Origin of the sequence: Otoolea muris, from assembly GCF_943193115.1 — a bacterium.
GTDB lineage: Bacteria > Bacillota > Clostridia > Lachnospirales > Lachnospiraceae > Otoolea > Otoolea muris.
On the sequence record NZ_CALPCY010000045.1, the window covers coordinates 13,739 to 39,322 of the forward strand.

The following is a 25,584-nucleotide window of genomic DNA, read 5'->3' on the forward strand; positions in this document are numbered from 1 at the left end:
AAAGTGCAGTATTAATCCATAATATTTTTATCAAAACTCCTAATAAGCGTATAAAGTTTAACTTTTACGCAAATCAGTAGTTTTAAGACACAAAAATATTATATATAATTTGATATATCGCATTAGTCATTCTTAAAACTTTGTATTTAATTGAAGATTTTTATGATTTTTTGTTTATTCAATAAACTTAAATCCAATTCCCGCCAGATAAATCAAATCCCCGCTTTTTATGCTTACCGTCTCGTTGGCCTGCAATGCATACCCATTTACAACCGTCCCGTTTGTTGAATTTAAGTCAGTTATAATACAGACATCCTCCTTTTTATCTACTCTGAGATGAAGACGGCTGATTTCCGGCCATTTGAGCTGATAATCTGATAATTCCGAATGTTTCCCTATAATAAAAGGAACGTACGATATGATAATTGATTCCTCCGCTTTATTTAATGGCTCTAATATCCCCACATGAGCGTTTTTCTCTTCCTTTGTTAAAAGCATGGTTCCTTCCTCGCTGCTGCGCTCCAGCTCTTCTGCCTCTCTTTTTTGTATTCTTCTGCGATATTCGTCCTCACTTTCCGGATGAATTTCCCAGGCGCTATATTCTGCCCCGTGTTTTGCCCTCTCTTCTCCTGTAATCCTGCTCTCTTTTTTGTATTCCTGTAATGAATCTGCCTGCTCCCTCTCTTTTCCGCTGTCTCTATCCCTGTGTCCTGACATCATCCGTTTTCCGGCTGCCGCCAGACATATTATGAGCGCAATACCGCCTGCTGCCGCCAGCCCATATCGCATGACGCCCGGCTCACCCATGAAATACCATAGTATACCCTCTGCCGCTGCTATCATAAAAACAGCCTGTATGCATTCCTTCCAAATGGTATGTTTTTCGGGCTCCTTGTACTGGAGCGCTTCCATATCTACCGCCCCTTCTTCCCGCTCCCATGTATCTGTTCTACGCTCCCTGTTTTCTGCCCCGGTTCCTTCTTCCGCCTCTCCTTCCGCCGCCCTATAGCCTTTCCCATATCCCCCTGCCTCTACCCACCGCTCCCCGTCCTGTGTTCTTTTCTGGCGCTCTGTTTTTCCATCTTCTGTATCAAAAATTGAGTCATTTCCCGGGGAGAGGCAGCGGATCAAATCACATATTCCATAATTTTCCTTTCTGCTCTCCTGATATAAATTATAGGCAATCACCACGCCGTCCCGATCTTTATGATCCACTCTGTCTAACAAATACTGCAGAAGCTCTGACAGCGCAGCCGGAAGATCGCCCTCCATTCCCGGCACCAGGCACAGGCTTGCATGAAAGCCGTTTGGATCTACATATATGTATTCCGGATCCAGAAGAAGCTGCTCTTCTTTCAGAAGATATTCTTCAATCCGCCTCAGAACTGCGATGAGATCCAGTATCAGGCGTCGTATCTCCTCCCCCGTCGCCCTTCGTTTCTCCAACATTCTGGAAAGCGGCTGCTTAGACGTGATTTCATAGTAAAATTGCTGTTTTTCTTCCTGATATTCCACCCTAAATCTTAAAAGACCCTCTATGGAATTCCCGGCCAGCATCTGGCATTCATATCCGCCCTTTCCAGAAGGCGCATCGATTATCATATAATTGTGATTCATCTGTCTTTTGTAATGAATATCCACATTTTCCTCCTGACTCACACCCCGGCTGCTGCCAGCAGTCTCAAAAAACTCTCCGGGTCAAACCCTTTTATCACAATTTCTGTCCGCACAGCCGTTTCCACGTCCCCAAACGCTTTGTTCCCGGATTGCCCGAGCTTAAGCTCTGCGTCCCCGCACCGGAAAAACGCCCGCAGACTTTGAAGTTTCTTATCTTCCAGATCCTCCGGTATCTTTTCCTCTGTGTAGATGCATTGTTCCAGCCCCTCCTGCAGCGCCATGTTTCCCACGACCCGGCTGTGAACCTCAAATATCCCTGTCAAAAGGGCGGCAATAAAGAACAGAGATACAGACATAACAAGCGCCGCTTCCACTGTATAACTTCCCTCCAGACTGAAACATTTTTCTGATGCAGTCCCTTTATTCATGCTCAGTATCCTCCTATCCGGCTGTCTGGCAAAAAAACAGAAGCCACAGCCAGGCCGGAATTAAAAATGGCAGAAACGGCAGCCGCATTTTCCTGACATTGACACCGCTCCAGGCTCCCCATATAACCATCCCGAGGCAAAAGGCGCTGCAGAATATCAATCCGGATGACAGAAGCAGCAAAAGATTCCTCACGGAAAGGTAAAGGGCAGATACGAGAAAAAAGAATCCGTCCCCTGAACCTATCTGTCCGCGGGTACACGCTGTTATGGAAAGAAGAGCGATCCCGGGTAAAAAACCCGCTATACTTCCGATTCCTGTTCCCACGCGGATCCCACCCGGAAAGCCTGACAATGACAGGAACACAACACCGACGCCAACTGCGCCGAAGAGCAAAAAAATCCATATTGGGATCTGCCGCTCTCTCAAATCATGCCATGCTGTCTGCAAGAGAAACAATGAATAAATCATTCGTATCATTTTTTCAATCCTTTTCCTTTCTTCGCACTGAACCGTCCGTCACGCCTTTGTGCGCCAAACAGGTACGCAGTAACCGTTTAGACAGCTTTTGAACGGTTACTGTACACAGACCTGACTATCTTCCCCCGCCGCAATAGGAACACGGTCCCAGTCCCTTTACCTCGGAAAGAGGGACTTCCCTGACATAATAGCTGAGGGAAGAGCAGTCCGCACGGGTGTGATAATATTCCCCTCCCGGCAGAATATAGGCAGAGCCCCCCTCCCCGCTTCCGGGCCTTCTTTGACACACGCTGCAGAATTTATAATGCTTTCCCGCATTATTGGTATAACCTCCCACCTGCTCCACAGGAACTTCGTTTATCTGATTTGATATATAGTGACAGTCCCTGGAAAGATGGTATCTTGTAGAATCTCTTCCTACATATACGATAGTGCGATCCTCTTCTTCCTCAGAGGATATTTTAAACCGCCCGCCCTCGCTCCCAATCCATCCCCGTCTTAAGCTCCGCGACGAGAGAGGGATGCTGTCCAGCGCAAATATGGAAAACGGAAGCCGCAAACGGTATGAAGCCCTCAAATCCAGGCGTTCTCCATCCAACGATATGACGCTTCCCGAACAGTCCACAGATTCAATCCGCTTCCCGCCCACTGTATCCCGGATCCGGTGGGCTAGATAAATCGCTGCGCCGCGACCCGCCAAAATATCTGCTATCTCAAATATCTCGTCCGCATTCTCCTGCCCTGATAACTCTCCCTGCTCGATCCCTCTGCTGGAAATATATGCCGCCTGACTCAATTGTCGGTTCGTATCCTCCATCACTGTCTGGATCTTTCTCTGAATATCCAGAAGCTCCATCGGAACCGACAACAGTATCACGGTAAACATAAACAGGGTAAGACTCAGCGATGCCTCGACCGTAAGGCTGGCTGATGCAATCCTGATATTACGCCTTTTCATCCGATTTTCCCCCATTCCATATGATATTCCGTATGCTTCAGGCAGACCAGAATACCCTTTTTCAGGCCAGCATTTCACATTTTATTGTGATTATTTTATTGTAGCAATTATTTTTACTATTTATTTTTATGCTATATTTGGTCTTTTTCCTTTTTGTCTTATTAGTTGTATTTTATTTTTGATTGTTAAAGGCTTATGTACTTGGAGAGGCACATTATTTTATTGCCTGAAAAAGGGCATCCTGCTCTGCCTGAAGCATACGGGCAGAACGCATTACAGATACATTTATTCTTCACAGCGGCCGCAAGCCCTAATACTCTCTTCCCGCCGTTCTTTGAACCGGAATCCAGGCCCCCTTTCCATACCATTGTGCTTCCACGCGGTATGCGCACTGTTCCATCCGAAATCCGGATTGTTTTTCGCGTATCTTATTCTGTATCACATCCATCATACGATATCTCAACTGCACGCGATCTTGTATCAGAAAGAACATCCTGAGCCACCCGTCATAATCGAGTCCTTTTCCGTCCCCACTGTCCGGCGCTCTGTCCCATATACGCTTTCCGGATTCAGCCAGTCCTGAAAGGGAAACCTTCCACTCCCCCTGTGTCTTCATGAGAGAAATCCTTCCTCCGTTCATCAGAACCTTCACATCCTCTACCGATTCGGCAAATGCCCATACCGTAAGGATGAAGAACGCAACAACCTCTGTCAGGGGCGCGATTCCCGCCGCCCCTGTGATGGCGAGCGCAAGCGTCCGCGCCTCGTTTCTTTTAGAAGAATCACGAAATAAATACAGCAGATTCAATGCCTCCCTGACCGCAACCAGCCGGTTGACCGCAGCCTTTAGATTGTCCCGTTCCGATCGGGCCCCATTTAGGAAGTATTCCTTCTCGTACTGAGATTTCCCTTCCTTTTCCGCCCGAAAGCTGGAAAAAAAGCGGGATGCATATTCCGTAAACAGCGCGCCTGCCAAAACATCCTGTAAAACAGCCGCTGACATCTGATACGACTCTGATCCCACAGATACAAGAGCGGACGGCAAATCTCTCATATCCAGCGCGGCGCCTGAAACCTTAGTTCCCTCCGGAACACAGATTGAAAGAAGATCCTTTCCCGCCATGCGGCTGACTGTTTCCAGCACGCGCATCTTCTTTTTATCCCTGACGCGGCCGCCCTCAAAGCTGTCATCTGTCCGGAACCGGTTCAGGATACCCGATACCTGGCTCCAGAGCGCTTCCTCGTCCAGCTCATCGTCGTCATCCGAATCCCAGGAGTCAATATAGTCCTGGACTTCTCTGGCCTTTGAAACTGCCGCCTCCAAAATCTTTTTATTTTCAGCGGCCCGTTCGCGCGTCTTCGCAACTGCCTTTTGCCGTTCTCCCTCTGTGTCGGTATACGAACGGTATGACGCCGTCTCCTGCTCTGTCAGGGAGAGCGCTTCCGCCCCCAGATCCTTTTCTTTTTCCTTTACCTTTTTTTCAGAAGCTGCCAGCTCCCTTTTTAAGCTGTCAGCCTCCCTTTCGTATGCGTCTGCAAGCCCCGGTATCCGGTCAAGCTCTGACTCAAGGCGCGAAGCGATGGATAAGAACCTTCCTCCCCTGCACTGAGCAAGGGCCCTGTCCGCGTCCTCCAAATACTTTTTCTGACGCTTCAGGCAGTCTCCGATCCGGTCTATGGCCTGCTCCAGCGCCAGGATTTTCCTCCCGTTTTCCTGATACAGTTCGGCGATCTCCCCAACCTGCTCTGCTTCCCGCATCGTTTTTGACCACTCTTCCAAAGCCCCGCTGTCCGCCTCCTGCGCCCAGACGCCGAACTTCATAAAATCCAGGACTTCCTTTTCAAAATGAATCCCCTGATCATCCGTGATCCGGATCAGCCCGCAGACAGTCAGCTTATCTTCTCTCAGAGGGTAAAACGGAGCCGCTTCCAGATAAGCGCGGCAGTACGGCTCCATTTCTCCTTTCAGGCCCTCTTCATCCTCGAATTCCAGCAGAAACAGACGGTACGCCTCAAACGCATCCCGATGATACAGGCTCATCAGAGAATCAAGAGAGGAATTCAGCGCCATCTGCATGTACCAGCCGCTCCCGGCCGTCCTGGCCGACTCAAAAAGCCCTCCTGCCAGAGCACAGACACATGTCAGTATAAGGCTCAGAAACACTGTGATACCGCCCTTTGCCGTTCCTGACATTACCTTCTCTTCCAATCTCTTAAGCCTGTCCCTGCGCATGATTCCTCCTCCGAATATTAATAAACTTCCTTTGACTTGCTGTTGATCTGCTTGAAAATATTGTCCAAAAGCGTATTGATCTGCTTTTTGAATATAATAACCAGGCCGATCAGAACTACCAGAATCAGCACTATCTCAATCACTCCCACTCCGTCTTCTTCCACAAAAAACGCTCTGATCTCTTCACTTATCCTCATTTTTCCTCCTCTGTACACAGTTATAATTCATCTTATCATCTCAAGCGATCCCAAACGACAGGAATGCCGGGACCGATACCATGGCCATTACAATGAACAGCATCATGAACAGCGGCAGCAAAAGTTTTGTCGATGCCTCTTCCCCCAGCTTTCTCGCCAGATTCTTTTTCTGCTCAAAAGCCGCCTCCATCTCCGCCTCAAGGACCGCCCTCAGCCCCTCTGAGCCGTTCCTGATATTCTGCTCCAGAAGGCCAGCCAGCTTCCTGTAGGGAAGACTCCGGCACCTTCTCCCGAATTCCGCATAGGCCCGCAGCTCCGGAATGCCTCTCAGCATCATGTGATGGGCTGCCGCCATCTCCTCATACGCCGCCCTCCTTTCCCCTGTCTTTTCATAATCTGAGACGATCCTCTCCCATGCCTTTCTCACCGGAAGCCCCGCTCCGGAAAATACCACCAGCCTGGACACAATCTCCGGATAATCCATCATCATCTGGCGCTGCCTTAACTGTTCTTTCTCTTTCTCCTTCTGGCGCTCGTTTAAAGGCAGCAAAGCCGCCGCCGCGATCCCCAAAACAGGAAACACCAGAAAGTCCAGGCTTCTCTTCGTCTTATAGGTCAATTGCCTCCCCTCATATTCATCCGGCAGAATCAGGTATCCGGTCTGGCTCTGGCTCTTGTCCGCCTCTTTTAAAACTGCGCTGAACCCGGCCAGCCTCTGCTGCGTGCCGTCCTTTCTCCTGGGGACAATCCTTACCGGAAGGACATAATCCGCTGTATAAGCCCCTGCGCTCATGCGGGCTGTCAGCCGCGTATTCTTACCCTCAGCCGGACACAAATTCTCATAAATGCTTCCGTCTGTCCCTATGTAATCCGTATCCTCCGGAATCCACTCCACCGCAATCCCATACGAATCCAGCCAGGAGGGAAGCTCTAACCGGCCTCCCTCTTCAACTGCGATCCCCCGGGCGGTGTTCATCTGAGACATACCTGAATCATCCGCCCGCGCTGCGCCGGAGCTATCAGACTGTGGCGCGCCCCGCTCATCCGCTTGCCCCGCGCCCGATCCATCGGCCCGCGGCGTTCCGGACGCATCGATCCGCAGCGCTCCTGATCCGTCAATCCGAGGCGCGCCCGATGCGTCGATCAGCGGCGCGCTTCCTCCTGCCATCTCCTCAAATAGCTCCCCCGCCGCCCGGTCCATCGCGGCGCCGGCCTCCTCTTCCCCGTATTCCCGCTCTGCCACAGGCACATCTATCCGGATATCATCCTCTAAAAGCCCCTGTACAACCACCTCCTCGCTCTTTTCTCCCTGTCCGTAAGAATTGCGGATAAGCCGCCCCTGTGACACTCCGGAAGAATCCAGCGTATCCACAAAAAAGACAGCCGCAGCCAACGTTATCCCCAAAAGGACGCAGATAACCTGCCCCTTTTTCACCATCATCTTCCTCACCTCCTTTCATACCCTCCAAAAAACGCTATACCTCTATCTTTAATATCCTGTCTGAAAGCGCGCAGGACAGCGCATACACGCCCAGACAGCATGTCATGACCGCTCTCCCGGCTGCTGTTTCATACATCTGCGAAAAAAAGCCCGGGGACGAGATATCCACATAAAGCACGATCAGATACGGCATCATGTTCATAAACTTCTGCTCAAACTGTTTTTCCGCTGTCATTAGCCGGATCTCCTCCCTCACCTGAATCCTGTCTCCCAGCACATGGACGACATGGCTGACCACAGAAACCAGTTCTCCGCGGCTCCTCTTGGAAATGGAGAATATCTCAGCAAAATGCTCTGCCTCCTCTAAGCCGCTGCGGCGGGCAAATTCACACAAGAGCGCCTCTGCCGTGCGGTTCATCCTGAGCTGATGGGCGATATAGGAAAATTCCCTTGTGATCATCCCGTCCTCTCCGTACAGCTCGCAAAGCTCTGCGATCACGGCCGAAAATGCGTTTTCCACCGAATAGCCCGCCGTGAGAGACGAGGCCAGGGACAGTATGGCCTCTTTAAACTGCAGCCTCAGCTCATCCTGACGGCGGCTTAAAAGCTCTTTCCGCTTTATAAACGGATAGCAAAGCCCTGCCGGAAGCAGAAAAAGAAATGCAGCAACAGACCGGTAAAAGACATACGCTGTCAATGCGCAGAACCCCGTTCCTGTAAATATATACTTCACCCATTCCGGCCCGGACAGGCGGTATACCCGATAATCACAGAGAGACTCCTCTCTCCCTGAGTTTTTCCCTGCGCTTAAGCTCCCCGACCTGTTCAAGAGCTCCATCCACTTTTTTTGCCCCGGCTGCCGATGTTTCTGTGAAACGGTAAATGGTTTCCAGCCGGACTTCCCCGTCTTCATACCCTGTCACCTCCGAAATCTCCACGACCCTCCGGCTCCTGTCCCGCATCCGGCTCACATGGATCAGCAGATCCAGCGCTGAGGCTATCTGATGCTTTACCGCTGCCAGCGGAAGATCTGCCGCCATCAAAACCATGGTTTCCAATCTGGTCAGCATATCTGCCGGGCTGTTTCCATGCCCTGTGGATATAGAGCCGTCGTGGCCTGTATTCATGGCCTGCAGCATCTCCACGGCCTCCGCTCCCCTCACCTCTCCCACGATAATCCGATCCGGCCTCATGCGCAGGCTGGCCCGTATCAAATCCCGCATGGAAATCTCCTTTGCCCCGTCCCTGCTCTCCGCTCTCGTTTCAAGCCGCACCAGGTTGGGGATATGGCGGATCTGGAGCTCTGCGGAGTCCTCGATCGTGATGATCCTCTCCTCTTTGGGGATAAAGCCGGACAGGGCGTTTAAAAATGTCGTTTTTCCGGATCCGGTTCCGCCGCTGATAAATATATTGTACCCGGCCCGGACCGCCTGATTCAGAAAACTGGCCGCTTCCGTGGTTATGCTGCCGTAAGAGATCAGTTTTTGCATGGTTATCGGCTCCGGGAATTTCCGTATGGTCAGCACCGGCCCGTCGATAGCAACCGGCTTCAGAACCACATGAACCCTGGATCCGTCTTCAAGGCGCGCGTCCGCTATGGGCGAGGAGAGGTTTACCGTTCGGTTCACACGGCTGACAATCTGCTGAATCAGATCCTCTAACTGCTCGGTTGACTCAAATTCCTTGTCCCACTGTGTGATCGCGCCGCGCCGTTCCACAAATATATGCTTACTCCCGTTCACCATGATCTCCGTGATATCCGGATCATCCACCAGTTCCTGCAGGATATCAAGACGGCGAAAGGAGTCAAACAGCTCCTTTCCGAGCTTCAGACGCTGTGTAAGCGGCAGGTAGCACTGGCCGCCTTCCTCTAAAACGGCCCTGTCGATCCGTTCCCTCAGCTCCTGATCCTCCACCTGCATACGCCCTTCGAGCTGTGCAAGAAGCGCTGCCTTCAGCCGTTCCTTTCTCTCAGCCTGAACCTCCATCCGACACTCTCCTTACTGCTTTATGCCTCCCCTTAAAAGCTGCCGCACATAATCGCCCAGATCGCCCCATAAAAGCTGCTCAAAATACGGTTCCCTCCTCCCTGCCGCCCCCAGATTCGGAAGCTTCATCTTCTGTATCCGCCTCTTTATCTCCCGGTTTCCCGATTCCTCCAGATACCCGTCGAACTCCTCCAGCTTGGCCCTGGAGATACGATCCTCTTTCACCGGCATATAGATAACGGAGCACAGCTCTAAAACCGGAAGCGCCGCCCTCCCCGCGCTTCCCACATCCACCACCACATTCTCATACGGGCTTTCCTGCGCGATGGCTCTCAAAAGCCCGGCGATCTCGTCCGGCCCGGCCTGGGAAAGCTCCTGCGGATACCGGATCGGGGGGATGTAATCCAGGCTTCCCATAGAATGAACCACGCTTCCAAGGCGCAGCACATTATAATTCCCGCCCATATAGAAATACAGCAGATCCGACAGATCCATGCGGTACTCTGTCTTTGTCAGAATGGACAGTCCTGAATATTCCTCCAGATTCGTATACAGAGTCCTGCTCTCCTGCGCCAGCAGCTTCCCAAGCGTGATGGCAAACGAAGTCTTAAGACAGCGCCCCACCGGGGAAAATACGCCCAGAATGCTGGCCCCCTTCAGCCGCGCGGACGCCTGCACCGCATGATCTTCACAGTAGCAGGCCATAGCTTCCCTGACAATATTCTCACTCGACTGATACTTATATATGCCGGAAACATCCCCGGACTCCGAAGATCCGTCTTCGGTCAGATAGATCACCCTGTCTGCTCCTGCCTGCTCCGCTTCCTCCCTTCCCACCGACGCGCTTACTAAAAGAAGCTCAATCCTGTTTTCCTTTCCATACTCCTTCAGCCGTTCCATGCTCGAAAAGGCTGTCGCCTCAAACGGACACGACTCCTTCTGGTTCACCACCTGGGCAAACCGCTGCGCATACGATGTATCCACATCATAAACTGCCATAATATGCCTCATCAGAAACCTCCTCCCGCCGCCAGCCACAGAGCAAAGCCGCAAAGCGTAAACGGAGCCAGGCAAAAGCCCGCTTCTTTTCCGTCCCTGTCCCTCAGATAGTACGGCTCAAACGTCCCGGCCAGTAAAAGCGTTCTTATAAAATTCAGGAAATATACGATACGTTTCATGAACATGCGCTTTCGCACCATATAGATAAAAGACCATGCGGCTGCCGCCGCCAGACCACAGAATACAACCTCGCATCCGTCCCGGAGCCCCAGAGCTCCGATGACCAGGGATATCATCTTTATATCTCCGGCGCCTGTCATCCGGAAAAGAAAAAGCGGAAAAAGCGCGATACCAATACACAGCGCCCCTGCAGGAACGCGTAAGGCCAGCCAGGCGGACTGCTGCCAGCCCGCGCCGCGCCAGGCGGCCTCAGCCCCCAAAAGCCCCAGCCAGAGGATGATCCATCTGTTTGGGATCTTCCCTGTCTTCCAATCGCATACCGCGCAGCCGCTCAGATATAAAAGCAGCATACCATTCAGCAAATACACGCCTCCTTTTCGCAAATCCCACATGAAACCATATGGAACCTAAAAAATCCCTGCTGCCTCCGTCAGACAATACAGAAACAGCCTGTCACTCATAACCGGAATCTTTCATCGAATCAATCAGAATCTCAGAACAATCCTTGTCAGAACATAAGAAATTCAGAATCTGGCAATCAGAACGCCAGCGAATATAGTTTTATTATGACTACTTTTTACCAAAAAGTCAACACCATTTTATCGAAAAATATTACCAAAAATCAGGTCTTATTTTTATGAACTAATACTATTTTCTGTTTCGTCTTTCTCATTGACGCGACATCCTAAAAATGGTAAAATAACATTAGTTTAAATTTTTAAACCAAGAAAGAGGGGGAACGCCGTGTGCGATGTAAAAAGCCTGAAAGAACACTTTCATCAATGTATGCCCCTGTTTATTGCCCTTGGAGACGAGATACGCCTCACGATTATCGAATCCCTGACAAATGCCGCTTATCAGAGCTGCGGCGGCGATCTGTCTGAGGAAAACCTAAGCCGCCACGGGCTCAATGTGCGCGAGATCACGGAACAGACCAGCCTTTCACGGCCCGCTGTCTCCCACCACCTCAAGATACTTAAAAACGCCGGTCTTATTTCCATCCGGCGCGACGGAACGCGGAATTACTATTATCTTACTATTTCCAGGACCACAAAACAGCTCATGGAGCTCGGCCAGGAAATCCAGGACATCTTCGGCGCAGGCCGGCCTGTCGCTGACCGATGCGTATAACAGCCGCTATACTCCTTCCCGCAGGGCCGGGCAGAGCGGATTTCATGTATAAACTTTCCAGATTCTGTGCATACTGGTTACTGCATACACAGCACCTATTTTTTATGGAAGGCAGGAGTGACATACATGAAAACATCGAGACAGGAAAAGAAATTCCGCAAAAAAGTGGATCCGGATCCGGATTTACTGGAACAACTCAATGAAGCGATTGGACATATCGATTCCGCCATGAACCATTTTGAGCATGTGGTGGATCCAACGCTGATTGACTGCTATATTTATGAATTAAAAGCTGCACAGCTAAGATACCAGTTCCTTCTGAAACGAATCAAAAACCAGGAGGTCCAGGTATAATCAAGGAGGAACCATCATGAACACCTGGTATGAAAAAGCCGTATTTTATCATATGTACCCGCTTGGTATGACCGGAGCGCCGAAAAAAAATTTTTTGCAGGACGCGCCGGCAGACGGACATCCGCAGGACGGCCGGACAGCCTGCCGTTTTGACGAGCTGCGCCAGTGGATTCCCCATATAAAGGATCTGGGCTGCAGCGCTATTTACATCGGCCCGCTTTTTGAGTCCTCCTCACACGGCTATGATACACGGGACTTCCGGCTGGTAGATCGCCGCCTTGGGGATAACGCCGATTTTCAGTCCTTTGTCTCACTCTGCCATGAACATGATATCCGCATCGTTGTGGACGGTGTTTTTAACCATACAGGCCGGGAATTTTTTGCCTTCCGGGACATTCAGAAAAACCGTGAGGCATCCCCTTACCGCGGCTGGTACAAGGGCGTCAATTTTGGCTGGGAAACCCCTCTGGGCGATCCCTTTGGCTATGAATCCTGGCACGGCGTCTGGGAGCTTCCCTGCCTGAACCTGCCAAACCCCGAGGTGCGCGCCTATCTTCTGGATGTCGTCCGTTTCTGGGTAAGCGAATTTGATATTGACGGCATCCGCTTAGACTGTGCTAATGTCCTTGATTTCCAGTTCATGAAAGAGCTGCGCCAGACCGCTGATACCATAAAACCCGATTTCTGGCTTATGGGCGAGGTCATACACGGAGACTATGCCCGCTGGGTAAACCGCGGGATGCTGCACTCCGTCACCAATTATGAGATGCATAAAAGCATTTATTCCGCACATAATGATCACAACTATTTCGAGCTGGCGCATAATGTGCGCAGGCTGGAAGCAGTAGGCCGCAGCCTCTATACTTTTGTTGATAACCATGATGAGGATCGGATTGCCAGCAAGCTCGCGAATCCGGAGCATCTGCCGCCCTTATATACCTTACTCTTTACGCTGCCCGGAATACCGTCCATTTATTACGGCAGCGAATGGGGCATCGAAGGCCGCAGGACGAAAAGCTGCGATGACATGCTGCGCCCGGCGGTTGAGCCGGCGGAATTCTCCTCGCGGGAATGCGCGCTGACTGCGCTGATCCGCGCCCTTTCGCACATCCATACAGAGGAGGAAGCGCTTCACGGAGGAGCCTATAAGGAGCTTCTGCTCACCAACCGTCAGTATGCCTTTGCAAGGTACGGAACCGGCCATATTCTGATCACGGCCGTGAATAACGACGACCAGACGGCCGCGCTTTCCATTCCCCTGCCCATCGGGACTGCGCAGGCGGAATGTACGGATCTCATTGCAGGAAAAAAATATCCGGTTGAAAACAGCCATATTAACATAGAATTAGAAGGTAACTCAGCAGTTATCTTCAGAATTACGGAGGGGTAACAATTATGACAAAACGCAAAAAAGCAGGCGCGCATCCCGCATCGAATGCGAGAGGAAAAGCCAGGGCGGAACATAAACAGGAGGGGGATTTAAAACCGGCCAGAATGAGCGGCTACGGCATGCTGGGTGAACTGGACCGCTACCTGTACGGCGAGGGACGCCACTACCGGATTTATGAGAAGCTGGGCGCGCATCCGCTTACATACCACGGTCAGGCAGGCTATTATTTTGCCGTGTGGGCGCCCCATGCAGCGTCTGTCAGCGTAGTCGGTGATTTCAATGGATGGAACCCGGATCTGAATCCTATGACTCAGGCGGAGGACAGCGGGATTTATGAGGCATTTGTGCCCGGCCTTGCCTATGGACAGCTCTACAAATTTGCCATCACAACCCCCAGCGGGAAGATCCTGTTCAAAGCGGATCCGTATGCATTTTCGGCGGAATACCGCCCCGGCACGGCTTCTGTGACAAGCGATATATCTGACTTTAAGTGGAGCGATTCCTCCTGGCTTGCCAAACGGGCCGCATCTGATCCCCTGAAATCCCCGATGGCTATTTACGAGGCGCATCTGGGATCCTGGAAAAAGAAGAACCGACAGGAGCGGGACGGCTGCTTTTCCTACATGGAAGCCGCCCACGAGCTGGCTGACTATGTAAAACGCATGGGCTACACCCATGTCGAGCTGATGGGCATTGCCGAGCACCCCTTCGACGGATCATGGGGGTATCAGGTGACCGGGTATTTTGCTCCCACCTCACGCTACGGAACTCCGAAGGAATTCATGTATTTTGTCAATTATCTGCACAAAAAGGGGATTGGCGTTATCCTGGACTGGGTTCCGGCCCACTTCCCCAAAGATGCGCACGGCCTCGCCGATTTTGACGGGCAGGCGCTCTACGAATATGCGGATCCCAGAAAGGGAGAACATCCGGACTGGGGCACAAAGGTATTTGATTACGGGAAAAACGAGGTATCCAACTTCCTGATCGCCAATGCGCTTTACTGGCTGGAAGAATACCATATTGACGGACTGCGCGTGGATGCCGTCGCCTCCATGCTGTATCTGGATTACGGCCGTCAGGACGGCTGCTGGGTTCCCAACAAATACGGAGAAAACAAGAACCTCGAGGCCATGGAGTTTTTCAAGCACTTAAACAGCATCATCGCCGGGCGAAAAGACGGGACGATCATCATCGCCGAGGAATCCACGGCCTGGCCGAAGGTAACCCACCGTCCTGAGGACGACGGCCTTGGCTTTACCTTCAAATGGAATATGGGATGGATGCACGATTTCCTGGAATACATGAAGCTCGATCCCTATTTCCGCAAATATAACCACAACAAAATGACCTTTGGCATTACCTACTGCACCAGCGAAAACTTTGTTCTCGTGCTGTCCCATGACGAGGTTGTCCATCTGAAATGCTCGATGATCAACAAAATGCCCGGCATCTATGAGGACAAATTCGCAAACCTAAAGGTTGGCTACACCTTTATGCTCGGCCATCCGGGAAAGAAGCTACTCTTTATGGGACAGGATTTCGGGCAGTTCCACGAATGGGACGAAAAAGTATCCTTAGACTGGCATCTGGTGAATGAACCGCTCCATGCGGATCTGCAGAATTATGTCCGCGGCCTCCTTACCCTCTACCGCTCCTATCCGGCGCTCTACAGCCTTGACGGAGATTACAGGGGTTTTGAATGGATCAATGCCAACGACGGAGACCGAAGCATCTTCAGCTTCATCCGCCGCGATGAAACTCAGAAGAAGAACCTTCTCTTCATCTGCAATTTCACGCCCGTCGCCCGCGACGACTACCGCGTCGGGGTTCCCAAGAAGGGCTTTTACACGCTTCTTCTGGACAATGAACACGGATTGTACGGTAAAAATGAAAAAGGCGCTGCCTACGCTTCTGAAAAGAGCGAGTGCGACGGCCAGCCCTACTCCTTTGAATATTCGCTTCCAGCTTACGGCACAGCCGTATTCCGGTTTTAACAGCCACATAATCAGTTATTAACAGCTCAGTCAACAGCCCCTTGATGAAACAGCCGGCTGAAACGGTACGAAAGAAACTTCCTTTCACTACCGTTTCCCGGCTGTTTTTTATTTATAAACTCTGTTGCAGCAAAAACACCATTCTGCCGGGTGTAAACTTTATTTTTCATATATTGGAGGAATGTTCTATGTGTACCAGTATTGCAATGAAAACGAAAGATTTTTATTTTGGGAGAACCCTGGATCTGGAGTGTGGATTTGGGGAAAAGGTGGTCATCACCCCCAGAAACTATCCCTTTTTCTTCCGCGAGGCAGGCGTGATGCTGAATCATTACGCAATGATCGGCATCTCCTCTGTATCGGACGGATATCCTCTCTATGCAGAGGCTGCCAATGAAAAAGGCTTATGCATAGCGGGGCTGAATTTCCCTGACAATGCCCATTACTCTGAAACATGCAAAAAAAATAAGGAAGCCATCGCCCCCTTTGAACTGATCCCGCGCATTCTCGGCTCCTGCTGCACAGTCGCGGAGGCTGAAAAGGTCATTGAAATGATCGATATTATCTCCATCCCGTTCAGCAGCTCCCTTCCGGTTTCGCCCCTGCACTGGCACATCGCGGACAGCGAGCGATCCATCACCTTAGAGGCCGTGGAAAGCGGGATCAACGTATATGATAATCCGGTCGGCGTATTGACCAACAACCCGGTCTTTCATTTTCAGATGACAAATTTAAGCCAGTATCTGAACCTCACCGCCGAATATCCGAAGGATCGGTTTGGAAATAACTCCGTATGTCCCCTGTCGCCCTTTGGCCAGGGCTTTGGCGCAATCGGCCTGCCCGGCGACAACTCCCCCGCATCGCGCTTTGTCCGAACCGCCTTTTATAAAAACAACTCTGTATGCGGGGACACGGAAGCCAGCAGCGTAACTCAGTTGTTCCACCTGCTCGATTCCGTATCCATCGTCCGCGGCAGCGTGCTCACGCCGGACGGAAAATATGATCAGACCATCTACTCCTGCTGCATCAACGCCTCCCAGGGAGCGCTGTATTACAAAACTTATGAAAACAGCCGGATCACAGCCGTTATGATGAAATCTGAGGATTTGAACCAGAAAAAAATCATCGAATATCCTCTCAGAACCGAACAGGATTTCTTCATGCAAAATTGAAAATTTCCTGATAAATAGTCAACAACCCCGCTACAAGCAGCGGAGTTGTTGACCCTCGCGGCAGTCGCCAAATGTGCATGCAAGCATGCCCACTTGGCTGGTTGCTCGCGGGAATAAAAACGTGACTTCTATACAGGCCGGCCGAAGCCGCTGTGAAGCGCCTCTCTGCCGGCTTATAAAAGCGCCTGGTACACGTCCCGCCTGCTGATCCCCCGATCCTCCGCCACCTGCTTCATCGCTGCCTTTTTCTCATATCCCTGTGAAATATAATACTCCATATGTTCTTCCACAGACATGCTCTGCCACGTCTTTCTCCCCTCTTTTTTTATCTCCGAGATCGCGCGCCCCTCGATCACGATCACGCACTCTCCCCTGGGCTCATGCTCCCTGTAATACGCGACCGCTTCGGCAAGCGTTGTCTGAAATACTGTCTCATACTTCTTCGTGAGTTCCCTGCAGATCGAGGCCCGCCGGTCCCCCAGCGCCGCGCAGAGCTCTTCCAGCGTCCTCACCAGATGATGCGGCGCCTCGTAAAGGACGATTGTCCTCGTCTCCGTCTGCAGTTCCTTTAAGATCCATTCCTTTTCCTTCTTATCAGCCGGAAGAAACGCCTCAAAGCAAAACCGCCTTGTGGACAGGCCGGACATGGTAAGGGCTGTGATACAGGCCGCCGGGCCGGGCAGCGACGTGACCTCAAGCCCTGCCTCATAGCACTGTCTTACCAGCTCCTCCCCCGGATCCGAGATCCCCGGAGTCCCCGCGTCCGTGATCAGGGCCACGTTTACGCCTTCCCTCATTCGCTCCACCAGAGCCCTCGCCTTCTCCACCTTATTATACTCATGGTAGCTGGTCATCGGCGTTTTGATCGAAAAATGATTTAACAGCTTGATGCTGTGCCTTGTATCCTCTGCCGCAATCAGATCAACGGATTTCAGCGTCTCCAGAACCCGGAACGTGATATCCTCCAGATTTCCGATCGGCGTCGCGCACAAATATAATTTTCCCTGCATATCGGCCTTCCTGTCAGTATCCATAGATTTCATTGATCTCATCCGTATAAATTCCCCGCTCGCGGAACACGATCAGGGGCTTTTCCACCCTGACAAACGATCGGCCTCCCCTGGCGGCCTCGATCAAGACCATCTTGGCCTCCCTGTCCGCGAACGGGTGGACGAATTTCAACCGTTTCGGCTCCAGGCCGTATCCGGCCAGCTCTGTGATAATCTCAATCAGGCGGCGCGGCCTGTGTACCAGATAAAACCGCCCGCCGGGCCTTAGCACCTTCGCCGCCTCCCTTACCACATCCTGGAGCGTACACAGCACCTCATGGCGCGCAATCGCCCTGGGAAGATCCGGGTTTTTAAGGCCGTGGCTGTCATTCATATAAGGCGGGTTTGCGGTAACGACATCAAAAGAGGCCCCGCCGAAGATCCGGCCCGCCTCTTTGATGTCGCCTTCTATGATATCGATTTTGTCCTCAAGCCTGTTCAGCCTTACGCTGCGGGCCGCCATATCCGCCATCTCCCTCTGAATCTCAAGGCCCGTAAAGTGCCGGCCCCTGGTCTTTGCCTCCAGAAGCAATGGGATGATACCTGTCCCGCACCCCAGATCCAGCGCCCGTTCACCCTCTTTTACTGCGGCAAACCCGGACAGAAGAACCGCGTCCATGCCAAAGCAAAATCCGTCCTTCTTTTGGATGATTCGGTAGCCGTTCCTGTGCAACTCGTCGATGCGCTCCCCCTCGTATACATCAATTGTCATTGAGTTTTGACTTTCCTTCCCTCTTCTCAAGCGCCTCGAGCGCTTTTAACTCCGCGTCGTTGACGTTGACCCGTTCCTTCCTGCGCTTTGGCCGGAACTTAAGCTGCTCGACCTTATACTCCCTGATCTCCTTTTCATCCCGATCCACGGTCACAATCACCTTTACAAGCTGGCGCAGGACGCTCACGCTGTGAACCTCTCCTTTCAGCCCGTCGTCTGTGGTCACATAATCCCCAATGCCCGGAAGCCGGCTGTTTAAGTCTTCGTATGTCTCCTCCTCATTTTTCAGGCAGCACATCAGCCTGCCGCACACGCCGGAGATCTTCGTGGGATTTAAGGACAGATTCTGCTCCTTTGCCATTTTGATCGATACCGGGATAAACTCTGATAAATATGAATGGCAGCAAAGCGACCTTCCGCAGATGCCGATGCCCCCCATAATCTTCGTCTCATCCCTCACCCCGATCTGGCGCAGCTCAATCCTCGTCTTAAACACCGACGCCAGATCCTTCACAAGCTCCCTGAAATCGATCCTCCCGTCCGCGGTAAAATAAAACAGCACCTTATTGTTGTCAAATGTATATTCCGCATCGATCAGCTTCATCTGCAGCTCATGCTTTTTGATCTTCTGCAGGCAGATCTGAAAGGCTTCCTTTTCCTTCTCCTTATTCCGCCTCTCAATCTCCTCGTCATTTTTGTTCGCCATGCGGATCACGGACTTAAGCGGCTGGATGACCTTTTCCTCATTCACCTCGCGCGCGCCCAAGACCACCTCGCCGAACTCAACCCCGCGCGCCGTCTCCACAATCACATGATCCCCGGTTTTTATCTCCATACCGGCCGGATCAAAATAATAAACCTTCCCGGCCTTCCTGAATCTGACTCCGATAACCTTTATCATACAATCAATTCTCCTTCATTGTGAGAAGCATCAGCTCCAGGGCCAGCTCCTTATTCACATTAGCCTTCAGGCGGAGCTTTGCTTTTTCAATTGATTTCAATATCATCTCCAGCCCCTCGTACGAGCTCTTCTGGCAGAGCCCGCTGACCGTCGAATACTCTTCCTTAAAAACCAGCGAATTCATATCCCTGGTCACCTTAAACATCAGGATATCGCGGTACCAGAGCTGCATAAAATCAAGACATTCGTCTAAATCAAGTTGATCCTCCTGCAGCTTTTTGATATAATCCAAAAGCATCGCAATATCCATATCCTTTATATTTTTGAGAAGGTTCAAAACCATCCTGTACAGCAGGGCAAACTCCTCCGACGTCGCCAGATGAATGGCTTTTCCCAGGTTCCCTCTGGCAAACGCCGCGTAAATATCCGCCTTCTGCTCTGAAATATCCATCGTCTCCGTAAGATACCCGCTGACCACATGATCCTTTAACGGCCGCAGCTTAAGCTGAATGCATCTTGAAAGAATCGTGGGCAGAAAGGAATCCTGGTTCGTTGTCATAAGAATCAGGACCGCATAGGACGGCGGCTCTTCAATCGTCTTAAGCAGGGCGTTCTGCGCCTGCGCCGTCATCTTCTCCGCCTCGTTCACGATGTAAAGCTTGTACGCGCTGCTGTAGGGTTTGATCTGCACCGTGTCATTCACCTGGGTCCGGATATCGTCCACGCCGATGCTTGACGGCTTCTCATGCGTCGTCCATATGACGTCCGGATGATTTCCCGACAATATCTGCCGGCAGGAGTGGCACTTCATACAGGGCTCCTTGTCGCTCTTCTCGCAAAGAAGCGTCATGGCAAACGCCTTTGCCAGGGTCTTTCTCCCCATCCCCTCTTCGCCTGATAATATATAGGCATGAGAAACCTTGTGGTATTCAATTGCCTTTTGTAAATGCTCCTTTACCATCTCATGTCCGATAATATCATGGAACCCTGCCATTATTTTTCCTCCCTCTTAAGCTTCTCAGAGCATTTTTAATCACGCTCTAGTATATCACAATATCACATAGATGCATAGTGGTGAATGTCATCCAGAATTCCTGTTACAGTTCACAGGGCGGGGAAAACTGGCTGAAAACAGACGTCAAGCTTGCTTGTAAGGCTGTTTTCTGTCAGTTTTCCACATCGGGCGAACGCCCGATGCTTCTTGTCCGGCTATGCCGGACAAGAAGATGAGCCCCGTGAAAAGTAACGAATTCCTTCCGCCAGCGCTTCAGTAACCGTTCAGACAACCTGAACTGCTGCACACTTCAACCTTTCCGTCCTCTGACACGCCTTCCACTGTCAGGCCCATCCCCCTGCTCTCGCAAATCCATTCTGTGATGTTCTCTGTAATCCGCTCCCCCGGAACCGCCATCGGGATCCCCGGCGGGTAGAGCGTGATAAAGCCGCCGCTGATCCGGCCGCAGGCGTCCTTATAAAAAATACGTTCTTTTCCTGCTCTCCAGGCATCCGACGGCCGGATCCGCCCTGTGCTTCCACATCCCGCGCCCAGACGCTCTGTAATGCTCTTAGAATCCTCAGTTTTCATCTTCCCGATATTCATCTCGTCTATCGCACAAAGGGCCTCCCAGAGCCGTTTTAAGCCCTCTTCGCTGTCCATAAAGGAGGTCATAAAAAGCGCATAGCCTTTGCACGCCATCTCAGCCTCCAGATGGAACCGATCTCTCAAAATTCCCGAAAGCTCTGTGCCTGTAAGCCCGCTTCCCGCCGGCGAGACGAGAATCTTTGACGGATCCCTTGCTTCCCCCTTTGCGAGCCCGCATTCCTCATCGGTCAGCACCCGCAGCGACTGAAGCGATCCGGCCTTTTCCATCCATCTTCCAAGCCGCGCCGCGAAACAACGCATTTCCTCCCGGCCCTTTCCGTCCATGAACTCCACACAGTTCTGCATCGACGCCAAAAACACATAAGAAGGGCTGGAGGTCTGAAATACAGACAGATACCGCTCAATTTCCTCTGCATCCGCCAGCTCTCCCTTTACATGCAGAACCGCGGTCTGCGTCAGAGACGGAAGCGTCTTATGAAGGCTCTGGATCACAACGTCCGCCCCGCATTCCAGAGCAGATTCAGGAAAGCTCTCTCCAAAAGGGAAATGCGCTCCGTGGGCCTCGTCAACAATCAGAGGAATCCGGTAGCGGTGCGCCGCCTCTGCAATCCCCCTGATATCTGACACAATGCCGTCATACGTAGGGGACGTGATAAATACCGCCTTTATCGCGCCCCCCTGCTCTTTATGTTCAGCGGCCTTGCCTCTCTCCTTCTGATCAACGCGCAAAAGCCTCTCCACCTCGGCGGCGGAAACGCCTCCCTGTATACCCCACCCCTGAATCTGTCTGGGATATACATACACCGGCCTAAGCTGATTCAGCATCACGCCGTGATAAGCCGCTTTATGGCAGTTCCTGGCCATCAGGATCGCATCCCCTGGCCTTGTCAGTCCGCAGACAGCGCTCAAAATCCCGCCTGTGCTTCCATTTACCATAAAATACGTCTTTTCCGAGCCATAGATCCCGGCCGCCCGCTCCATGGCTTCCCGCAAAATTCCTCCCGGCCGGTGCAGGTTATCAAATCCTTCAATCTCCGTAATATCCACAGAAAACGGGTTCGGAAACGAAGTTATCCCCAATCTGATCTGTCTTTTGTGCCCTGGCATGTGGAACGGATATGCGTCCGATCTCCCATACCCTTCAAGCTTCCCAAGAAGTCCCGCCTCCTCTGTCCTTTCTGACATGTTCCCTCAGCCTCCTGCGCCAAAGCCGCTTAATTCAAATTCCAGGGCGTCTGTGGATTCCCACAAAAAATTGCCCGACTCGCCGTCATAGCTGCACCTGTGGTACAGACAGTACACCTGATCCCGATCCGCCATCACGAGCTCCAGCATATCGCTTCCATCATAATCCGGGCGCGCCGGCGTATCATTTAAGATATCAATTGTTTCCACCGAGACATTTGCGATAGAACCGTGGATTTGCTCCGGATCCGCTACGGATGGGATATATTCGCCCAAAATAGCCTGAATATTATCAAAATAATAGAGATTCCTCATAAATCCTCTAAAGCTTGTCCCCACCTGCTCCAATTCCATGGTCTTAAGATTCACGCGGTAAATCTGGCTCTCACATTCATCGCCGTACCGCTCAATCCTCGCGCTGTAATACAGCCAGTCTTCCACCATGCAGATCGCATCCACTGACAGGCCCTCCTGAACAGCCATCATCGCAGACCCCGCCGAATCCCTCACATAGATTCGCTGCTCCGGGCCCTCTTTCTCAATATAATACTCCACATCGTTGATTTTCCGGGCTGCCGGCCGCACAGAGGTAATCACGCTGTCCTCCAGCGAATAGAGCCTGTCTCCGGCCTGAACCTCTCCGGTTCCGCTCTCCAGCGCCTCCTCCCCAAACATATTCAGAAGCGCAAAGCCCGTATCCGTCCTCTCTATCCGGAAGCCTGCTTCCGTCCCGGAATAGACCTCCCCTTCAGAAACGCACTCCAGCGTCCGATCCTTCATAATATACGCCGTATCCTCCCAGGCAAAATAAAACTCCACATCCTGGGCCATGTACTCGATATGCTCATCCTCGAGATATCTTCTAAACAGCGTTCCATTTGACAGAAAATACATCCACTCTGAAGTCATCTGAAAGCCGTCCGCCGGCAAATGCGCGCTTGTCGTATAGATTTCCTCAGAGGAGGCGCCATCCGGCTCCGCCCGGTAAATCGTAGTCTTAACCTGGCTGGTATTCGGAACCTGGTATTCACAGATATACCACAATTTGCCGCAGCGTATATCCGCCCTGGCCACATGTCCGTTGCGAACCACGCAGCTCTCCTCTCCTGTCCCGGGATCTTTTGTGTAAATATCGCCGTTTTTCACCTCATAGCGGACAGCCTCGTCAAAACTCAGGCCGCGATTCCCCTCCGCCTCCCGGTTTGGCCCAATCATCGTCAGCTCCCCATTTCGGGAAAATGTCAATATCTGCTTTCCAATCGCGATCGGCCCGTCTGCCAATACGCCCTCTTTAGTGACATAAAAAAGCCTGCGATCCGGACTCTGATCCCAGCCCGGCTCCTTAAGCTGTATTTCCTCCTCTGTTTCCGCCTCTGTCTGAGAAAGTGTCTCAAGCTGCGTACTTAAAGCCTCTTCTCCCGCATGAGGATCCCCCTCGATAAAACGCTGCCAGCCCTTATAAAACAGCGCCACAGTGACGATCAAAAGCCCTATCGTGATCGATACCTTTAGAAGCGCATACGCATATGAAATCCAGGTATTCTTTTCCTCCTCGGGCTCTTCCCTGTTAAATCCCGCCAGCTCCTCCAGCTTCAGCCACAGCGCGACCGCCCGCTCCTCACTGAGCGTCTCATAGCCTGCTTCCCCATCGATCTTCCCCATATCGGAGCCCAGAAATTTCTCAGCCTGATGATAGATCTCTTCCTCGATCCGGTCATTCAGATCCTCTTCCTCCAACGGCAGCGTATGCGCCTGCCTGTAAAGAGACAGGTAAATATCCATCAGAAGCTCTTCCGCTTTCTCCACATCCTTCATCAATGCGGACGCTTTTCCAAACGTGTCCTGCACAGTCAGAATATAAAAGCTCTCAAAGCCCTTTATATCGCCTGTACGCGCCAAAACCATCGTTTCTTTTAAAAGAGAACGCCGCTTCATGCTGATTCCTCCCTCAGATCTGTTTCGCACAACCCTATCTCAGAATCTGGTCCCCATCTTTAACACACAAATTCCGCTTTACGCCCAGTGACTCCATCCAGCCGCGCACAATCAGCGTCTTAAAAGAGCCCTTTCCGGCCTCGCCGTCCTTCTCGTTGTCCCAGAGCCACTGAGGCGTAGGCCACAGGCAGATTTCAGGCGCTATGACTTCATATACGTCCTTTTCCACCCCGTCCTGTCCGTGATGCGACATCTGAACCACATCTGCTTTCATATCCTCCGGCCTGCATACCTTCAATAAATTTTCCCCGGCCTGCCAGCCCATATCCCCGAGAAACAGGATGCGTTTTCCATTCACATCAAGACGGTACGCCACAGAGCTGTTATTAAAGGTATTCTCCGGACAGGCAAAGGGCTCGTTCAAAACCGTTATAGACACGTCGTCCACTGTAAAGTTAAATCCCGGCTCCAGCGGCGTGTGAAGCTTCTCAGGCTCTACATTTTCAAAAGCCTTCAAAAGATTCCGGAGATTCTCCATCCGCTGCATATTCTCGCCCTTTTCATACTCGTCTTCATCAAGAAATGAATAATAGATATGCTCTATCTCAATCGGCTTCAAGGATTCCAGTCTTGGATCCCGATTCAAAATATTCGTCAGCGCCCCGATGTGATCATCATGAGGATGTGTAATCAGCCAGGCCGAAACCGTTCCGCCCATAGACCGGATCACTTCCATCAGATGCGCGTCGTCCACTGGACGACCGCCGTCTATCACAATCACGCTGCCCGCGCTGGTACGGATCACGCACGAAAGATTCTGCCCCCCATCCGCAGAAGCCAAAAGCCGCAGTTCTGCTCCGCCCAGATAAGAATCCTCCCGGGATTCCTCTGCAGCCTCCTGATCCGCATCTGCCATCGCTTTTACAGCTCCTCCTTCCATATCAGACTTTTTACAGCCTCCGAGCATAGGAAAAGCGATGATAACTCCAATCAAAATAAATAATCGTACATATCTCTTTACTCTGTCTGTCATATAACGTTCATTCCCCTTTCCGGCAATATAGCGTACTGTTACCGTTTCATTCCAATTACATAATACACCTTCCGATTATAACAGCTAAATCTGTCACTGTCAAAACCAACTTAAAAATGCGAAAAACCCTTACATCGCAAAGGTTTTTCGCATTTTCTTACGCATGAGACATCGGGGATTCGAACCCCGGACAACTTGATTAAAAGTCAAGTGCTCTACCGCCTGAGCTAATATCCCATTTCATATAAAATGAAAATGCCCAGAACCGGAATCGAACCAGTGACACGAGGATTTTCAGTCCTCTGCTCTACCAACTGAGCTATCTGGGCTTATCTCTTATGCCTGTCCAACATCTGTTCTGTGCATTATCAAACAGAAATCCTGCTTCCAGACATAAAAAATTGCGGGGGCAGGATTTGAACCTACGACCTTCGGGTTATGAGCCCGACGAGCTTCCAGACTGCTCCACCCCGCGGTATTTATTTTATTTTATGCAATAAACAGATAAAATATAACTGTTTATAAATGGATGGAGGTGGATTCGAACCACCGAAGCGAGACGCAACAGATTTACAGTCTGCCCCCTTTGGCCACTCGGGAACC

General features: G+C 51.4%; 22 protein-coding genes and 4 tRNA genes. 5 read left to right on the forward strand and 21 right to left on the reverse strand.

Annotation, left to right across the window (positions count from 1 at the left end):
- Nucleotides 1–174 precede the first annotated feature (174 nt).
- The 10 genes from NFS31_RS20210 to NFS31_RS20255 all read right to left on the reverse strand — a co-directional run bounded on the left by NFS31_RS20210 (nucleotide 175) and on the right by NFS31_RS20255 (nucleotide 10,881).
- A complete protein-coding gene (locus NFS31_RS20210; protein ID WP_251499153.1) occupies nucleotides 175–1,641 on the reverse strand; it encodes a DUF6382 domain-containing protein in 1,467 nt (488 codons plus the stop codon).
- A 14-nt stretch (nucleotides 1,642–1,655) separates the two neighbouring features.
- On the reverse strand, nucleotides 1,656–2,045 hold the full coding sequence (locus NFS31_RS20215; protein WP_251499155.1) for a hypothetical protein: 390 nt from the start codon (nucleotides 2,043–2,045) through the stop codon (nucleotides 1,656–1,658).
- Nucleotides 2,046–2,638: 593 nt separating this feature from the next.
- Nucleotides 2,639–3,481 carry a hypothetical protein gene (locus NFS31_RS20220; RefSeq protein ID WP_251499157.1) on the reverse strand — a complete coding sequence of 281 codons (843 nt, stop codon included), beginning with the start codon at nucleotides 3,479–3,481 and terminating at the stop codon, nucleotides 2,639–2,641.
- A 310-nt stretch (nucleotides 3,482–3,791) separates the two neighbouring features.
- Complete coding sequence (locus tag NFS31_RS20225; protein WP_251499160.1) at nucleotides 3,792–5,714, reverse strand: DUF5702 domain-containing protein; 1,923 nt, start codon at nucleotides 5,712–5,714, stop codon at nucleotides 3,792–3,794.
- A gap of 17 nt (nucleotides 5,715–5,731) precedes the next feature.
- Nucleotides 5,732–5,911 carry a Flp1 family type IVb pilin gene (locus NFS31_RS20230; RefSeq protein WP_251499162.1) on the reverse strand — a complete coding sequence of 60 codons (180 nt, stop codon included), beginning with the start codon at nucleotides 5,909–5,911 and terminating at the stop codon, nucleotides 5,732–5,734.
- A gap of 40 nt (nucleotides 5,912–5,951) precedes the next feature.
- Complete coding sequence (locus NFS31_RS20235) at nucleotides 5,952–7,352, reverse strand: hypothetical protein (RefSeq protein ID WP_251499165.1); 1,401 nt, start codon at nucleotides 7,350–7,352, stop codon at nucleotides 5,952–5,954.
- 34 nt (nucleotides 7,353–7,386) lie between these two features.
- The gene (locus NFS31_RS20240) at nucleotides 7,387–8,181 is read right to left on the reverse strand and encodes a type II secretion system F family protein (RefSeq protein ID WP_251499168.1); all 795 of its coding nucleotides are present in this window, start codon (nucleotides 8,179–8,181) and stop codon (nucleotides 7,387–7,389) included.
- Nucleotides 8,120–9,274, reverse strand: a complete 1,155-nt coding sequence (locus NFS31_RS20245) for a CpaF family protein (RefSeq protein ID WP_251499209.1) — start codon at nucleotides 9,272–9,274, stop codon at nucleotides 8,120–8,122. Before NFS31_RS20245 ends, NFS31_RS20240 begins: the two co-directional genes overlap by 62 nt.
- A gap of 78 nt (nucleotides 9,275–9,352) precedes the next feature.
- Nucleotides 9,353–10,351, reverse strand: a complete 999-nt coding sequence (locus tag NFS31_RS20250) for a P-loop NTPase family protein (RefSeq protein WP_251499171.1) — start codon at nucleotides 10,349–10,351, stop codon at nucleotides 9,353–9,355.
- Nucleotides 10,351–10,881 (reverse strand): prepilin peptidase, encoded by a 531-nt coding sequence (locus tag NFS31_RS20255; RefSeq protein WP_251499174.1) that lies wholly within the window; start codon nucleotides 10,879–10,881, stop codon nucleotides 10,351–10,353. Before NFS31_RS20255 ends, NFS31_RS20250 begins: the two co-directional genes overlap by 1 nt.
- 382 nt (nucleotides 10,882–11,263) lie before the next feature.
- Between NFS31_RS20255 and NFS31_RS20260 the strand changes: the two genes are divergently transcribed.
- The 5 genes from NFS31_RS20260 to bsh all read left to right on the forward strand — a co-directional run bounded on the left by NFS31_RS20260 (nucleotide 11,264) and on the right by bsh (nucleotide 16,563).
- The gene (locus NFS31_RS20260) at nucleotides 11,264–11,650 is read left to right on the forward strand and encodes an ArsR/SmtB family transcription factor (protein WP_251499178.1); all 387 of its coding nucleotides are present in this window, start codon (nucleotides 11,264–11,266) and stop codon (nucleotides 11,648–11,650) included.
- 126 nt (nucleotides 11,651–11,776) lie between these two features.
- Nucleotides 11,777–12,004 (forward strand): YaaL family protein, encoded by a 228-nt coding sequence (locus NFS31_RS20265; protein ID WP_251499181.1) that lies wholly within the window; start codon nucleotides 11,777–11,779, stop codon nucleotides 12,002–12,004.
- Between the two features lie 16 nt (nucleotides 12,005–12,020).
- On the forward strand, nucleotides 12,021–13,394 hold the full coding sequence (locus NFS31_RS20270) for an alpha-amylase family glycosyl hydrolase (protein WP_251499184.1): 1,374 nt from the start codon (nucleotides 12,021–12,023) through the stop codon (nucleotides 13,392–13,394).
- 104 nt (nucleotides 13,395–13,498) lie between these two features.
- Nucleotides 13,499–15,391, forward strand: a complete 1,893-nt coding sequence (gene glgB / locus NFS31_RS20275; RefSeq protein ID WP_251499212.1) for a 1,4-alpha-glucan branching protein GlgB — start codon at nucleotides 13,499–13,501, stop codon at nucleotides 15,389–15,391.
- A gap of 188 nt (nucleotides 15,392–15,579) precedes the next feature.
- On the forward strand, nucleotides 15,580–16,563 hold the full coding sequence (gene bsh / locus NFS31_RS20280; protein ID WP_251499187.1) for a choloylglycine hydrolase: 984 nt from the start codon (nucleotides 15,580–15,582) through the stop codon (nucleotides 16,561–16,563).
- 173 nt (nucleotides 16,564–16,736) lie between these two features.
- Here bsh and rsmI read toward each other — a convergent pair whose 3' ends face one another.
- The 11 genes from rsmI to NFS31_RS20335 all read right to left on the reverse strand — a co-directional run bounded on the left by rsmI (nucleotide 16,737) and on the right by NFS31_RS20335 (nucleotide 25,583).
- The gene (gene rsmI / locus NFS31_RS20285; protein ID WP_251499188.1) at nucleotides 16,737–17,573 is read right to left on the reverse strand and encodes a 16S rRNA (cytidine(1402)-2'-O)-methyltransferase; all 837 of its coding nucleotides are present in this window, start codon (nucleotides 17,571–17,573) and stop codon (nucleotides 16,737–16,739) included.
- A 13-nt stretch (nucleotides 17,574–17,586) separates the two neighbouring features.
- The gene (locus NFS31_RS20290; RefSeq protein ID WP_251499191.1) at nucleotides 17,587–18,324 is read right to left on the reverse strand and encodes a tRNA1(Val) (adenine(37)-N6)-methyltransferase; all 738 of its coding nucleotides are present in this window, start codon (nucleotides 18,322–18,324) and stop codon (nucleotides 17,587–17,589) included.
- The gene (locus NFS31_RS20295) at nucleotides 18,314–19,225 is read right to left on the reverse strand and encodes a PSP1 domain-containing protein (RefSeq protein ID WP_251499194.1); all 912 of its coding nucleotides are present in this window, start codon (nucleotides 19,223–19,225) and stop codon (nucleotides 18,314–18,316) included. Before NFS31_RS20295 ends, NFS31_RS20290 begins: the two co-directional genes overlap by 11 nt.
- A 4-nt stretch (nucleotides 19,226–19,229) precedes the next feature.
- The gene (gene holB / locus NFS31_RS20300) at nucleotides 19,230–20,219 is read right to left on the reverse strand and encodes a DNA polymerase III subunit delta' (RefSeq protein WP_251499196.1); all 990 of its coding nucleotides are present in this window, start codon (nucleotides 20,217–20,219) and stop codon (nucleotides 19,230–19,232) included.
- Between the two features lie 273 nt (nucleotides 20,220–20,492).
- Nucleotides 20,493–22,013 (reverse strand): aminotransferase class I/II-fold pyridoxal phosphate-dependent enzyme, encoded by a 1,521-nt coding sequence (locus tag NFS31_RS20305; RefSeq protein WP_251499199.1) that lies wholly within the window; start codon nucleotides 22,011–22,013, stop codon nucleotides 20,493–20,495.
- Nucleotides 22,014–22,019: 6 nt separating this feature from the next.
- Nucleotides 22,020–23,948, reverse strand: coding sequence for a hypothetical protein (locus NFS31_RS20310; RefSeq protein ID WP_251499202.1), 1,929 nt, complete (start codon nucleotides 23,946–23,948; stop codon nucleotides 22,020–22,022).
- 34 nt (nucleotides 23,949–23,982) lie between these two features.
- Nucleotides 23,983–24,981 carry a ComEC/Rec2 family competence protein gene (locus NFS31_RS20315; protein WP_251499206.1) on the reverse strand — a complete coding sequence of 333 codons (999 nt, stop codon included), beginning with the start codon at nucleotides 24,979–24,981 and terminating at the stop codon, nucleotides 23,983–23,985.
- A 164-nt stretch (nucleotides 24,982–25,145) separates the two neighbouring features.
- Nucleotides 25,146–25,218: transfer RNA gene (locus NFS31_RS20320), tRNA-Lys, on the reverse strand.
- Between the two features lie 19 nt (nucleotides 25,219–25,237).
- Nucleotides 25,238–25,310, reverse strand: a tRNA-Phe gene (locus NFS31_RS20325).
- A gap of 72 nt (nucleotides 25,311–25,382) precedes the next feature.
- A tRNA-Met gene (locus NFS31_RS20330) sits at nucleotides 25,383–25,456 on the reverse strand.
- 51 nt (nucleotides 25,457–25,507) lie between these two features.
- A tRNA-Tyr gene (locus tag NFS31_RS20335) sits at nucleotides 25,508–25,583 on the reverse strand.
- Nucleotide 25,584: the final 1 nt, after the last annotated feature.